This window comes from Mesorhizobium sp. PAMC28654 (genome assembly GCF_020616515.1).
In the GTDB taxonomy this organism is placed as follows: Bacteria; Pseudomonadota; Alphaproteobacteria; order Rhizobiales; family Rhizobiaceae; genus Mesorhizobium.
The window spans coordinates 3,780,176-3,793,170 of sequence record NZ_CP085135.1; the positions used below are offsets into that span (position 1 = coordinate 3,780,176).

The window sequence follows — 12,995 nt, forward strand, 5'->3', positions numbered from 1 at the left end:
TCGGTGCCGCCCCTCATCCGCCTGCCGGCACCTTCTCCCCGTAAACGGGGAGAAGGGAGAATTTTCAGTTCCGGTAGACCGGCTCCTGCTCGTCGAGGATCGCCTTGAGTTCGGAAAGATGCCGGTCGGCCTGGCCGGGATAGTCATCCATTTCCTTCGCGGCCTTTTCGGCGATCGCATCCGACAGCACGCGCAGCGGACGGCCCGTCCACAGCGCCTTGATGTAGGTTTCGGCGGCACGCTCGAAATAGAACATGCGGTTGAAGGCGTCGGCGACCGTGTCGCCGATGACCAGCACGCCATGGTTGCCCATGATCATGACCTTGTCCTTCGGATCGGCGAAAAGCTGCGAGCAGCGCTCGCCTTCTTCCTCGAAGGCCAACCCGCCATAGTGCGAATCGACGACATGGCGGTTGAAGAACATCGCTGAATTCTGATCGATCGGCGGCAGTGTCGAATCGGCCAGCGAGGCCAGCACCGTGGCGTGGATCGAGTGCACATGCATGACGCAGCGCGCATGGGGCACATTGCGATGGATGGCACCATGCAGGCCCCAGGCCGTCGGGTCAGGCGCATTGGGGCCGGAAAGCGTGTCCGGGTCGTTGGCGTCGATCAACAGCAGATCGCTCGCCTTGATGCGCGAGAAATGCGCCTGGTTGGGATTCATCAGGAACTGCGTTCCGTCCTCGTTGACCGCCAGTGAGAAGTGATTGGCCACCGCCTCGTGCATGTTGAGCCGCGCCGTCCAGCGGAAGGCGGCGGCGAGATCGACGCGCTCCTCGTAGAATGGCAGGTTGGTCAGCTTTTCCTTCTGCAGGCGCGCGATGCTCATCGAGAATACTCCGTGAAAGACCCGAGGATGCCGTGCGCTGAATGCGCGTGCAACCGGTTTCGTTTGGTGCAGGGGCCGCGTCCCCGCCGCCACGACGCCATCAGGCGGCCGAACGGGCGGCCCGCAGCCCGCCATGCTCGACGATGAAATCGATGACCTCCTGCAGGCCCTTGCCGCGCGACAGGTCGGTGAAGCCGAAGGGGCGCTTGCCGCGCATGCGGCCGGCGTCGCTTTCCATGACGTCGAGGTTGACGTTCACATACGGCGCAAGATCGCTCTTGTTGATGACCAGGAAGTCGGAGCGGGTGATGGCCGGGCCGCCCTTCCTCGGGATCTCCTCGCCCTGGCAGACCGAGATGACATAGAGCGTCAGGTCGGCGAGGTCCGGCGAGAAGGTGGCGGCGAGGTTGTCGCCGCCGGATTCGATGAAAACGATGTCGAGGTCCGGGAATTTTCGGTTCATCTCGGCGATCGCCTGCAGGTTGATCGAGGCATCCTCGCGGATGGCGGTGTGCGGACAGCCGCCGGTCTCGACACCCATGATTCGGTCCTCGGGCAGCGCCTGCAGCCTGGCCAGCATCATGGCGTCTTCCTTGGTGTAGATGTCGTTGGTGACGACGGCGATGGAGAACTCGTCGCGCAGCGCCTTGCAGAGCTTTTCGGTCAGCGTCGTCTTCCCGGAGCCAACGGGGCCGCCGATGCCGATGCGAAGGGGACCATTGGTCTGCGTCATGCGGGGAACTCCGTGATGGCGAGGACGGCAAAGCCAAGCCCGATCAACAGGCACAGCGGCGAATAGTAGCGGATATCAAGCCGCGCGAAAGGCTGTTCCGGCGCCAGCCGCCGCCACCAGGGCGTAAAGCCGGCAATGCCGCGCCCGAGGAAAACCAGCCCGATGAGCAGCGATGTGGCAGCGAGCCCCTGCTTGGGAAAGGGAGAGGCAAAGACGCCTTCGAGCGCCATCGGCCACAGCGTTGCCAAGGCGAGGCATGCGGCGACGGCGAAACTGGCGAAAGGCGTCGGCATCTCGTCGACGCCGCGAAAGCCGACAACGGCGCGGGCGCAGGAGGCGGTGTCCCTGCCCGGCCAGATGCCGCCGATGCCCCAATAGACATGCAGCGCGGTGATCAGCAGCAAGACGAACGAAAGGGCGAAGGCAAGAATGATCATGAACGGAACAACCGGGAATACTGGGTTTCATGCTTCATCGCCATGACATCGGAGATGAAGGCGCAGCCGCCGAGATCATCGAGCGTCGAACGGACGGCGCGGGCGGCGGTTGCCAATGCCAACGGCTCGAAGCCGGCGAGCAGGGTCGTTGCGGCATGCTGGCCGACAACGCCGAGCCTGATCGCGGCCTGGATGAGATTGGAGAAGAAGGCTTGCAGGAAGGCCGACAATGCATCCTGCAGCGCGATCGCATTGCCGCCGGCGATGGCGCCGACGGCAACGCAGTAGGCGCAGTCGGTCGGCAGGCGTTGCAGCACCGGGTTCGGCCAGGCCGATGCCGCCTTGAGGAAGGCCGCGCCCTGCAGCATGGTCTCGGTGTGACGCTCGCGCGAGCCGGCCAGGGCTTCGGCGAGCGATGCGATCCCGTCGAGATCGCCGTCTTCTCGCGCACGGCGCCAGCTTTCGGCAAACAATACGGCATCGTTCCAGCCCGAGCCCATTTCAACCAGCGTTTCCAGCCATGCGGCGAGGCTCTCTCTATCGGCAACGAGCCCGTCATGCACCGCACGCTCAAGACCATGGCTGTAGGAAAAGCCGCCGACCGGAAAGGCCGGGGACAGCCACGCCATCAGCCGCAGCAAGGCGATGTTCGAAGGCTGGTCAGTCATGGTCGTGGTGGTGGCCTGCGTGACTGTGCGAATGGGAATGCGATTCGCTGTGCGCGTGGGAATGACCCTCATGGCTGTGCGCATGCGCCTCTGCATGCGCATGGCCGTGACCATGTCCGCCGGAATAGGCGCCGCGCACCGGCTTGAACGGTTCCGACACCTCGGCCACCTTGGCGCCCAGCCCTTCCAGCATCGCCTTGATGACGTGATCGCGCAGGATGATGATGCGGTCCGGCTCGATGCCGGCAGCGAGATGACGGTTGCCGATGTGCCAGGCGAGCTCGGTCAGATGCACGGCATCGCGAGCGCGGATGTCGTAGACGTCCTCTCGCGCCGCGATGATCTCGACATGGCGGCCATCCTCCAGCACCAGCCGGTCGCCATCGTTCAAGGCGACGGGCTCAGGCAGGTCGACCAGCACCTTGCCGCCGTCGGAAAGCTCGATGGCCCGGCGGCGCAGATGCCGCTCGTCATGGGCGAGCACGGCACGACCATGGGGCACGATTGCTCCCGCCTCGCCGGCTGGTAGCACGGAGACCGCGCGCGGGAATTTGGTGAAATCGGTGTTGATGTTGAGTTTCATTTCATGGCTCCGCCATTGGCTTGCGCCCGTGCGCGGGCTGGGCGCGAAAGCACCCGGTCTAGATAGGCGTTGACGTGCTCGGACCCGATCGGAAATTTTCCGGCGCGAGCCCAGCCGCCCATGTCGCCAAGCAGGACATCGACCGCGGAAAACCGGTCGCCTAGTGCAAACGGCTGGTCGCCCAACCGCCGGTCCAGAGCCTTTACCTCGGAGGCAAAATCATACGCGGCGGCCGGACCGACATCGACCCGCACCTCCTTCGGCAGCAGGAAGCGATGGCGCAGCTTGTTCCACAGCGGCGCTTCGAATTCCGATTGGGCAAAATGCATCCAGGAATCCATCTCGGCGCGGCCGGCGAGGCCAGGATTGGCGCCCATGTCTTTTTCAGCATGCTTGTCGGCGAGATAGACGCAGATCGCCGCCGAATCCGTGACCTTGAGATCGCCGTCGATCAGGATCGGCACCTTGCCAGACGGGTTGAGCGCATAGGCTTCGGGCGAGCGCAGCTTGACCTCGACGAATTCATAGGGCTGCCCGAGTTCCTCGAGCATCCAGAGAACGCGGCTGACCCGGGACCCGCGCGATCCGACGGCCTTGTACATCAGCAACCTGCCTTTTCCAGCGGAGCCTAAACCATTGTAAACGTCCGCCCAATGGCGCTCAGACGATCGTGTCGAAGAGCCGCAGGATGAACGATATCTGATAGACCAGCGTGGCCGCGACAAAGGCAATATGAAAGCTTCGGTCGCGCACCAAGATCGCGGCAATGCACAGTCCGACGAAGACCGGCGTGCGGAACAAATACTCGTTGCCGAAGTGAGCGAAATGCTCCGGCCCTTTCAGCAGCGTGTCGATGACGTCGAGCAGATAGGTCGCGGCCAGCAGGCCGAAGAACCAGGCTCGATGCGAATAGAAGAAATCCTCGTAGCTGGTGTAGTCGAGCATCGAATCCGGGAACAGCAGCGCGCACAGCAGAAACAGCGTGATGGCGTAGAAGATGATGAAAAGATATTTGCCGAAGGTCCACGTCTCGATGGTGTACAGGCCGAATTCCCACCACCAGAAATGCACCAGCATCAACAGCACCGAGGCCACCCAGGCCAGATGCACGGGATAGAGCCGGTACTGGCCGGGATGCTGGACGATACGGGCGACCCCGGACAGCAGGCGGGCCATACCGAGGCCGATCACCATGCCCATGACGACGCGGATATGCGGGAAGATATCGTGGGTGGAGGCTATTTCGCTGGCCATGCTCGATCACAATGCGACTGTCGTGACCGCATATTGCGGCGTCGTGGACCGGGTAGCAACGGATTTTGCCCGGCCGGTCGAAGCGCCCTTCACCTCAAAACAGAAAATATCTCTGCGCCATCGGCAGCACGGTCGCCGGCTCGCAGGTGAGCAATTCACCGTCGGCGCGAACCTCGTAGGTTTCGGGGTCGACCTCGATATGTGGCGTGGCGTCGTTGAGCACCATGGAATGCTTGCCGATGCCGCCGCGCGTGTTTTCGACCGCGACAAACTGCTTGTCGACGCCAAGCCTGCCATGCAACCCGGACTCGAGTGCGGCTTTCGAAACGAAGGTCACCGACGAGTTGGTCCGCGCCTTGCCGTAGGCGCCGAACATCGGCCGGTAGTGCATCGGCTGCGGCGTCGGGATCGAAGCGTTGGGGTCGCCCATGGGTGCCGCGGCGATCATGCCGCCGAGCAGCACCATGTCGGGCTTGACGCCGAAGAAGGCGGGGTTCCACAGCACGAGGTCAGCGCGTTTTCCCACCGCGATCGAGCCTATGTCCTTCGACAGGCCATGCGCGATGGCCGGATTGATGGTGTATTTGGCGATGTAGCGGCGGACGCGGAAATTGTCGTTGTTGCCGGTTTCCTGCGGCAGCGAACCGCGCTGGCGCTTCATCTTGTCGGCGGTCTGCCAGGTGCGGATCGCCACTTCGCCGACGCGGCCCATGGCCTGCGAGTCCGAGGAGATGATCGAGAAGGCGCCGATGTCGTGCAGGATGTCTTCCGCCGCGATGGTCTCCTTGCGGATGCGGCTTTCGGCGAACGCAATATCCTCGGGGATCGATGGCGACAGATGATGGCAGACCATCAGCATGTCCAGATGCTCGGCCAGCGTGTTGACCGTGTAGGGCCGTGTCGGATTGGTCGACGACGGGATGACATTGGGCAGGCCGCAGACCTTGATGATGTCCGGCGCATGGCCGCCGCCGGCGCCCTCGGTGTGGAAGGCGTGGATGGTGCGGCCCTTGATCGCCGCCACCGTGTTCTCGACGAACCCTGACTCGTTCAGCGTGTCGGTGTGGATCATCACCTGCACGTCGTAGTCGTCGGCAACCGACAGGCAGCAGTCGATGGCCGCCGGCGTGGTGCCCCAGTCCTCGTGCAGCTTCAGCGAGCAGGCGCCGCCCAGAACCATCTCCTCGAGCGCCGCGGGCAGCGACGCATTGCCCTTGCCCGACAGGCCGATATTCATCGGGAATGCGTCGAACGACTGGATCATGCGCGCCATGTGCCATGGCCCCGGCGTGCAGGTCGTCGCCAGCGTGCCATGCGCCGGGCCGGTGCCACCGCCAAGCATGGTGGTGATGCCTGACATCAGCGCCTCCTCGATCTGCTGCGGGCAGATGAAGTGGATATGCGCGTCGAAGCCGCCAGCGGTCAGGATCTTGCCTTCGCCGGCGATGATCTCGGTGCCGGGGCCGATGATGATGGTGACGCCATCCTGCGTGTCCGGATTGCCGGCCTTGCCTATCGCCGCGATGCGGCCGTCCCTGAGGCCGATATCGGCCTTGAAGACGCCGGCACTGGCGTCGACGACCAGCGCATTGGTGATGACGGTGTCGACGGCGCCCTGGGCCCGGGACACCTGGCTCTGGCCCATGCCGTCGCGGATGACCTTGCCACCACCGAACTTTACTTCCTCGCCATGGATGGTGAGGTCCTTCTCGACCTCGATGAACAACTCGGTGTCGGCGAGCCGCACCTTGTCGCCAACGGTTGGGCCATACATCTGGGCGTAGGCGGCGCGGGTAATTCTAGCCATCAGCAATTGCTCCCGAAATACGGTCTGGCCGCAGCCGAGCTTCACATCGTCGCCATCCTATGGTCATGCAATGACCCGCTGAGCGACACCCTCTGATCCGATTTTCCGTTTGAGGTTGGCCGGCCACCCCAAAGGACCGTCTGTCAATCGATGGAAAGGAAAATCCATGCGTAAAATGATACTTCTCGCGGCCGCCAGCCTGATACTGGCGAGCGCCGCCAATGCCCAGCAACAGCCTGCGCCGGCTCAGCCGCCGGCCGCCGCCGCTCCCACGACACCCGGCGCACCGGCGACCGCGCCGGCGATCCAGAGCGTCAACATCGTCGACATCAAGGAACTGCCCGAAGCCACGCAGACCCAAGTCAACCAGGTGATCGCTCAACGCGGCGACGCCGGCCTGCAGAAACTGCGCAGCTCGATCGACGCCACACCAGAGGTCAAATCGGCGCTCGAAGCCAAGGGGCTCACCTCGGCGCAGGTAATCGCGGCCAGCATGGAGCCAAATGGCGCGCTGACCCTGATCACCAAGAAGGTGAGCTGACGACAGGATGTGGCGGACCGGCATCCGGTCCGTCCGCCGCATCGAAGGGCCGCGAGCATTCGACGCCACCGGTCTCATAGCTTGCCCATCACCTTCCGCTGAAATCCATAGACTTCGCGCTTGCCGCCCAGCGGCACCAGCGTCACGTCCCGCTCCTGCCCGGGCTCGAAGCGCATGGCGGTGCCGGCGGCGATGTCGAGGCGCATGCCGCGCGCCAGTTCGCGGTCGAACTTCAGCCCTTCATTGGTCTCGAAGAAGTGGTAGTGACTGCCAACCTGGATCGGCCGGTCGCCGCTGTTGGCGACCTTCAGGGTGATCGTCGGCAAGCCCTTGTTGAGCTCGATATCGCCGTCCCTGGTGATGACTTCGCCCGGGATCATCGCGGCCTCACAGGACGCCGAAGGCAAGGCCGACGCCAACAGCCGCGCAGGCCGCACCCGCCGCACGGGCAAGGACGCGGAACCGCAGGCCGAAACCAAGGCCGGCGGCGATGCCGGTGGCGTGCAGCAGCGCTGTCGCGACGGCAAAGCCGGCCATGTATTCAAGCCCACCGGCATTTTCGGGAACCTCCGTACCATGGGCGTGGCCGTGGAACAGGGCGAACAGGCCGATGATGGCGGCGCCGGCCGAAACAGGCAGATCGACCGCCAGCGCGACCAGCAGCCCGAGTGCCACGACCGAGGCGAGTATGCCCGGTTCGACGAACGGCAGGGGCATATGCAGCATGCCGAGCGCGCCGCCGACCAGCATGACGCCGACAAAGGCCGCCGGCCATGCCCAGATCGCCTTGCCGCCCTTGAGTGCGGCCCACAGGCCGACCGCGATCATCACCGTCATGTGGTCGAGACCGGAAAGCGGATGCATGAAGCCCGCCGTGAAGGATGACGTCGTGCCGATGCCGACATGGGCGTAGGCGGGCATCGAAGCGGCCAGCAGCAGGATCGCCGAGAGGGACAAGCGTTTGGCTGGGATCATTCTACTTACCTTTCGTTTGCGGTGTCGGGGTGTTCACGCGGCCTTGCGGGGACCGCAGCCTTCGGCCTTGAGCACGCGCTTGGTCGAAGCGGGATATTTTTCCAGCATCGCCGCCGGGCGGATCGGCCGTGCGGAAAAATTGCCACTGCAATTGGGGCAGACGCCACCCAGCACCTTTTCAGCGCAATCGGCACAGAAGGTGCACTCGAACGTGCACATCATGACATCCGCGGCCTCGGGCGGCAGGTCCTTGTCGCAGCATTCGCAACTGGGGCGCAGCTCAAGCATTTTCTCTCCTCACCTGATGGGTTCGTGTACGGTCACCAGCTTGGTGCCGTCGGGGAAGGTTGCTTCGACCTGAACGTCGTGGATCATCTCGGCGATGCCTTCCATCACCTGCGCGCGGGTCACGACATGGGCGCCGGCCTCCATCAGCTCGGCGACCGGGCGACCGTCGCGGGCGCCCTCGACGACGAAGTCGGTGATCAGCGCGATCGCCTCCGGATGATTGAGCTTGACGCCGCGTTCGAGCCGCTTGCGCGCCACGATCGCCGCCATGGCGATGAGCAGCTTGTCCTTTTCCCTTGGCGTCAGGTTCATGCGCTTCCCTGGAATGATGCGGACAGAATCAGAGTGACCATAATTTGGGCAGGCCCGCCCGCCCGTTGAGCAATTCGACGAGCGGCACCAGCCGTTTGCGGAGCTGGTAGCCGTCCCCGGCATGAAGCCTCGCAAGAAGCTTGCCAGATTTGTTCACGGTCCAGACGCTGGCATCGCCTTGGCCGCCGATGATGTTACGGACCGGATCGAGGAAGGCCTCGGCACGCGGCGAAACCATCAGCAGCGTCGCCACCGCGATCGCGCCGCCGGCGACCGCCGGGCGGGCCAGTGTCGCGGCGATGTCGGGTCCAATACGAAAATCCTCGGCATGTATGAGCGCTCCATCCTGCCGGACACGCCAGCGATCATGAAAATTGCCCTGAGCGGCGCGTTCGCCCATTGCCAGCCGGCCGAAGACGGTGGCCTCCAGCACAAGCGCCTCGGCGCCGGGGGCAAGCTCGACATCAAGCGTGCGGGCAAAGCTGGCCCGGTCAAAGACGATGGTTTCCTGCGGCAGCCAGGCAATGCGGCCCTGTTCGCCAACGGTCAGCCTGACGCGTACTTCGGCGCGGTCGGAGGCGGCGCGGTAGACCTTTTCGCAGGCCTGGGTTGTGATCGTCGCCGAGGCAGCCGGGCCGACATCAATCTCCCAGCCGAGACGATCGCCTCCGGTCAGGCCGCCGGCGGTGTTGATCAGCACGGCTTCCAGCGGATCGGCCGAAACAGCCGGCATCCTTATCTTGGCGGAACCGTCCTGGTAGAGGCGCCGCAGGCGCGTGCGTCCGTCACTTTTGCCGCATGCAAGCCGCGCCATGCCGGCGGCGCGCTGGGCCGTCGGCGTCGAAATCCTCATATGTTCCGTCGTGTCCACACCGCAACGTTAAGCACTCCGGCGGCTTTGTCGATATATAGCTTGTTGCTTGACAGCGTTTCCCTTTCTATAGAGGGAGCCACCTTGGTACGGTCGTGCAGCGCCTGGAGGGCGTAAAAGGCGACGATTGCGGATCGATCCGAGGACGAAAGACGCTGGTATCAGATGGCGTCAGGAAACGACAAGGTTGGGGAAGAAACCGAATGGCTGACCAGCTGGCTACGGATATCATCGCTAAGATCAAGGCTCACGCCGAGCCGGGCGGCGAGGAAATCACCACCAGTACCGAACTGACCGCGCTTGGCATCCATTCGCTGGAGCTGACCGAGATCATCTTCGACCTTGAGGAAGAGTACGGCATCGAGATCGAGATGAACACGGTCGACGCCTGGAGCAATCTGAAGAATGTCGGCGATATGATCGAGGCCGTACGCGCGCTGATTGCGAAGAAAGCCTGAATGCGCAAACGCGTCGTCATCACTGGCCTCGGCGGCATATGCGGGCTCGGCACGAATGCGCCCGCCATCTGGGACGAGATGCGCGCCGGCCGATCGGCCATTGGCCCGATCAGCAATTCGCCATTGTATGACCTGAAGGTCAGGGTCGGCTGCGAAATCAAGACGCTTCCCGAGCACGGCATCGAGCGCAAGCAGACCGTGTCGATGGACCGCTTCAGCTTGCTGGCGACGATCGCGGCCAGGGAAGCCATGCAACAGTCCGGACTGGTCTCGGATGAAGCCACCACCTATCGGATGGGTACCGTCATCGGGGTCGGCGTCTGCGGCTGGGAGGCGATCGAGGAGAGCTATCGCGCCATCCTGCTCGAGGGAAAAAATCGCGCCGGCATCTTCACCGTGCCAAGAGTGATGCCAAGCGCGGCCTCCGGTCATGTCAGCATGAACCTCGGCCTGCGCGGTCCGGTCTTCGGCATTACCTCCGCCTGTTCCTCATCCAACCACGCCATCGCCTCGGCTGTCGACCAGATCAGGCTCGGTCGTGCCGACGTCATGGTCGCAGGCGGCACGGATGCGCCGCTGGTCTGGGGTATCCTGAAGGGCTGGGAAGCCTTGCGGGTGCTGGCACCGGATACGTGTCGGCCATTTTCAGCCGATCGCCAGGGACTGGTGCTCGGCGAAGGCGCCGCCATGGCGGTGCTGGAAAGCTATGAACATGCCGTGGCGCGCGGCGCAATAATTCTTGCCGAGGTAGCGGGCGCCGGCCTTTCCGCCGACGCGTCCGATATCGTCGCACCGACCATCGAAGGACCGACGGCCGCCATGCGTGCCTGCCTCACTGATGCAGAGCTCAATCCTGAAGACGTCGACTATGTGAATGCGCATGGCACGGGCACCAAGGCCAACGACCAGATCGAAACGGCGGCGATCAAGCGTGTCTTCGGCGACCACGCCTACAAGCTTTCGGTGTCGTCGACCAAGTCGATGCATGCGCACTGCCTCGGCGCTTCAGGCGCGCTGGAAATGATCGCCTGCGTGATGGCGATCCGCGAAGGCATCGTGCCGCCGACCGCCAATTTCCGGCAAGCCGACGCCGACTGCGATCTCGACATCACGCCGAACGTAGCGCGTGAGCGCAAGGTGCGCGCCGCGATCAGCAACGGTTTCGCCTTCGGCGGCACCAATGCCGTGCTGGCGTTCAAGGCAGCCTGATTCTGTGAGCCTGATTCTGGGCAGCCTGATTCTGGGGCGACCTGATCCGGTTGACTGTGCGTGCACGGCGAAACGTTCACCGCCATATTGATCATGATGCGACGCGGGCCTAATTCTTGCCCACCGCCATGATCGCGCCGTTCGGCGCGAAATCTCATCCTGGAGTTTTCGATGACCGATCTGTCCGCCTTCCCGATCGCGACGCGCTGGCCGGCCAGCCATCCCGACCGTATCCAGCTTTACTCGGCTCCGACGCCGAACGGAGTGAAGGTTTCGATCGCGCTGGAAGAACTCGGCCTGCCCTACGAGGCGCATGCGGTGAACATCGGCAAGAACGAGAGCTGGACGCCGGAGTTCCTGTCGCTCAACCCCAACGGCAAGATACCCGTTATCATCGATCCCAAAGGACCGGGCGGCAAGCCGATAGGTTTGTTCGAATCCGGCGCGATCCTGCTCTACCTCACCGACAAGACCGGCAAGCTAATCCCGGCCGATCCGGCGCGGCGCTACGAAACCATCCAGTGGGTGTTCTTCCAGATGGCCTCGGTCGGGCCGATGTTCGGCCAGGTCGGCTTCTTTCACAAATTCGCCGGCCGCGAAATCGCCGACAAGCGTCCGCTGGAGCGCTACCGCGACGAATCAAAACGTTTGCTCGGCGTCCTCGACACCAGGCTGATGGGCCGCAAATGGATCATGGACAACGACTACACGATCGCCGATATCTCGCTGCTCGGCTGGGTGCGCAACCTGATCGGCTTCTACGATGCGCGGGAGCTGGTCGGCTTCGACGATTTCGTCAATGTGGCGGCGTGGCTGGAGCGGGGCCTTGCGCGACCGGCGGTGCAATCGGGCCTGAATATTCCAGCCAGGGGCTGAGCAGGCTTGACCAGCCAGGGCTGCCAGGAACGGCAGCCTCCTACTTGGACTTGGCCGACTTCGCCTTGGATTTCGAGCCGCCCTTCCCCATGACGGAGGCCGCAAACGAGGCAGCCCCACGGGCGGCAACGACGACGGTGCCAACAGCGACATTGGCGGCGGCCTTGACCGTGCGCATCGCGCTGCCCGACATTGAACCGTCGGCACCGGCCGGCTTTTTCGACCTCGAGGACTTCGGCGCGGTCTTTGCCGCAACAGGAACGACCTTCTTTGGCGCCGCCTTGCCGAAGGCGGCTTTTGCCGCATCCTTGGAGCGGGCATCGCCGGCAGCTGTTTTCGGTTGAACTGCCTTGGCTTTGGCGAGCACGGGTTTTCTTGCCTTGGTAGCCATGAGAGTCCCTTGTACCGGCACTATGCCGTGTCGGGATAACGACCGGAAAGTCTTAAGGTTCCTGCAACGGTTTCAGGCAAATCCCACCGAATCGCCGATCACAAGATCGGCTTCTCGACGGCGGGCAAGGACCCGATCGATGTTCGGCATGTCGTTGGAGGCGATCCAGGCGCGGGCATCCGCGTCGGAGCGGCCATGACCATGCCAACGCTCGAGCAGGCGACGCTCCAGTTCAGTGCGCGGCACGTCGACGAAAATCGAGAAATCGAACAGCGGCGCCAGGCGCGACCAGGGCTCTTCGTCGAGCAGAAGGTAGTTGCCCTCGACCAGGATGAACTTGGTCTCGGTGGCAACGATGGCGGCCGCGGCACGCGACAGCTCCATGCTACGGTCGAACACCGGGATGGCAATGTCGGGCTCGGCCGCCCGGATGCGCTTCAAGAGGGATTCAAAGCCGGCAAAGTCGAAGGTTTCGGGCGCGCCCTTGCGGGCACGCAGGCCGCGCTGCTCGAGCACGACATCATCATAGTGGAATCCATCCATCGGCACGACTTCCGCCGTGCCCTCCGGCAGCAGGCCGTGCAGCCCGGCCGAGAGCGTCGACTTGCCGGCGCCCGGGGGCCCGGCGATGGCGACAATGAAACGCGGCGCCTTGCCGGCGCGCTTGAAGATGGTGGCGGCGAGATGGGCGATTTCGGACATGGGGCCTCTCTTGCCTGGTCGGCGGGATGTTTGAGGCCGCATCTTGGCGGCAGTTCGC

At 63.8% G+C, this 12,995-nt stretch carries 19 protein-coding genes; 4 read left to right on the forward strand and 15 right to left on the reverse strand.

Features of this window, described 5'->3' with window-relative positions; genetic code table 11:
- Positions 1-64: 64 nt before the first annotated feature.
- The 8 genes from LGH82_RS18500 to ureC form a co-directional block, all read right to left on the reverse strand.
- Positions 65-832, reverse strand: coding sequence for a class II aldolase and adducin N-terminal domain-containing protein (locus LGH82_RS18500; protein WP_227344115.1), 768 nt, complete (start codon positions 830-832; stop codon positions 65-67).
- A gap of 100 nt (positions 833-932) precedes the next feature.
- Positions 933-1,565, reverse strand: coding sequence for an urease accessory protein UreG (ureG, locus tag LGH82_RS18505; protein WP_227344116.1), 633 nt, complete (start codon positions 1,563-1,565; stop codon positions 933-935).
- A complete protein-coding gene (locus LGH82_RS18510; protein WP_227344117.1) occupies positions 1,562-2,002 on the reverse strand; it encodes a DUF3995 domain-containing protein in 441 nt (146 codons plus the stop codon). Before LGH82_RS18510 ends, ureG begins: the two co-directional genes overlap by 4 nt.
- On the reverse strand, positions 1,999-2,670 hold the full coding sequence (locus LGH82_RS18515) for an urease accessory protein UreF (RefSeq protein ID WP_227344118.1): 672 nt from the start codon (positions 2,668-2,670) through the stop codon (positions 1,999-2,001). Before LGH82_RS18515 ends, LGH82_RS18510 begins: the two co-directional genes overlap by 4 nt.
- The gene (locus LGH82_RS18520) at positions 2,663-3,253 is read right to left on the reverse strand and encodes an urease accessory protein UreE (RefSeq protein WP_227344119.1); all 591 of its coding nucleotides are present in this window, start codon (positions 3,251-3,253) and stop codon (positions 2,663-2,665) included. The genes LGH82_RS18515 and LGH82_RS18520 overlap by 8 nt, the downstream gene beginning before the upstream one ends.
- The gene (locus tag LGH82_RS18525) at positions 3,250-3,855 is read right to left on the reverse strand and encodes a glutathione S-transferase family protein (RefSeq protein WP_227344120.1); all 606 of its coding nucleotides are present in this window, start codon (positions 3,853-3,855) and stop codon (positions 3,250-3,252) included. The genes LGH82_RS18520 and LGH82_RS18525 overlap by 4 nt, the downstream gene beginning before the upstream one ends.
- Before the next feature lie 58 nt (positions 3,856-3,913).
- A complete protein-coding gene (locus LGH82_RS18530) occupies positions 3,914-4,507 on the reverse strand; it encodes a hypothetical protein (RefSeq protein ID WP_227344121.1) in 594 nt (197 codons plus the stop codon).
- A gap of 94 nt (positions 4,508-4,601) precedes the next feature.
- Positions 4,602-6,314 carry an urease subunit alpha gene (gene ureC, locus LGH82_RS18535; protein WP_413771372.1) on the reverse strand — a complete coding sequence of 571 codons (1,713 nt, stop codon included), beginning with the start codon at positions 6,312-6,314 and terminating at the stop codon, positions 4,602-4,604.
- 166 nt (positions 6,315-6,480) lie between these two features.
- Here ureC and LGH82_RS18540 point away from each other — a divergent pair, with 166 nt between their 5' ends.
- Positions 6,481-6,855 carry a hypothetical protein gene (locus LGH82_RS18540; RefSeq protein ID WP_227344122.1) on the forward strand — a complete coding sequence of 125 codons (375 nt, stop codon included), beginning with the start codon at positions 6,481-6,483 and terminating at the stop codon, positions 6,853-6,855.
- Positions 6,856-6,929: 74 nt separating this feature from the next.
- Here the strand turns inward: LGH82_RS18540 and LGH82_RS18545 are convergent, their stop codons facing one another.
- The 5 genes from LGH82_RS18545 to LGH82_RS18565 are packed head-to-tail and all read right to left on the reverse strand — an operon-like array spanning position 6,930 to position 9,283.
- The gene (locus LGH82_RS18545) at positions 6,930-7,235 is read right to left on the reverse strand and encodes an urease subunit beta (RefSeq protein ID WP_227344123.1); all 306 of its coding nucleotides are present in this window, start codon (positions 7,233-7,235) and stop codon (positions 6,930-6,932) included.
- 7 nt (positions 7,236-7,242) lie between these two features.
- Positions 7,243-7,830 (reverse strand): HupE/UreJ family protein, encoded by a 588-nt coding sequence (locus LGH82_RS18550; RefSeq protein ID WP_227344124.1) that lies wholly within the window; start codon positions 7,828-7,830, stop codon positions 7,243-7,245.
- 33 nt (positions 7,831-7,863) lie between these two features.
- Positions 7,864-8,118, reverse strand: coding sequence for a DUF1272 domain-containing protein (locus LGH82_RS18555; protein WP_227344125.1), 255 nt, complete (start codon positions 8,116-8,118; stop codon positions 7,864-7,866).
- A gap of 9 nt (positions 8,119-8,127) precedes the next feature.
- Complete coding sequence (locus LGH82_RS18560; RefSeq protein ID WP_023693076.1) at positions 8,128-8,430, reverse strand: urease subunit gamma; 303 nt, start codon at positions 8,428-8,430, stop codon at positions 8,128-8,130.
- A gap of 28 nt (positions 8,431-8,458) precedes the next feature.
- Positions 8,459-9,283, reverse strand: coding sequence for an urease accessory protein UreD (locus tag LGH82_RS18565; protein WP_227344126.1), 825 nt, complete (start codon positions 9,281-9,283; stop codon positions 8,459-8,461).
- A gap of 221 nt (positions 9,284-9,504) precedes the next feature.
- Here LGH82_RS18565 and LGH82_RS18570 point away from each other — a divergent pair, with 221 nt between their 5' ends.
- The 3 genes from LGH82_RS18570 to LGH82_RS18580 all read left to right on the forward strand — a co-directional run bounded on the left by LGH82_RS18570 (position 9,505) and on the right by LGH82_RS18580 (position 11,844).
- A complete protein-coding gene (locus LGH82_RS18570) occupies positions 9,505-9,759 on the forward strand; it encodes an acyl carrier protein (protein WP_227344127.1) in 255 nt (84 codons plus the stop codon).
- Complete coding sequence (locus LGH82_RS18575) at positions 9,760-10,968, forward strand: beta-ketoacyl-[acyl-carrier-protein] synthase family protein (RefSeq protein WP_227344128.1); 1,209 nt, start codon at positions 9,760-9,762, stop codon at positions 10,966-10,968.
- A gap of 171 nt (positions 10,969-11,139) precedes the next feature.
- Positions 11,140-11,844 carry a glutathione S-transferase family protein gene (locus tag LGH82_RS18580; protein WP_227344129.1) on the forward strand — a complete coding sequence of 235 codons (705 nt, stop codon included), beginning with the start codon at positions 11,140-11,142 and terminating at the stop codon, positions 11,842-11,844.
- 40 nt (positions 11,845-11,884) lie between these two features.
- Here the strand turns inward: LGH82_RS18580 and LGH82_RS18585 are convergent, their stop codons facing one another.
- Positions 11,885-12,235, reverse strand: coding sequence for a hypothetical protein (locus LGH82_RS18585; RefSeq protein ID WP_227344130.1), 351 nt, complete (start codon positions 12,233-12,235; stop codon positions 11,885-11,887).
- Positions 12,236-12,307: 72 nt separating this feature from the next.
- On the reverse strand, positions 12,308-12,937 hold the full coding sequence (locus LGH82_RS18590; RefSeq protein WP_227344131.1) for a nucleoside triphosphate hydrolase: 630 nt from the start codon (positions 12,935-12,937) through the stop codon (positions 12,308-12,310).
- Positions 12,938-12,995: the final 58 nt, after the last annotated feature.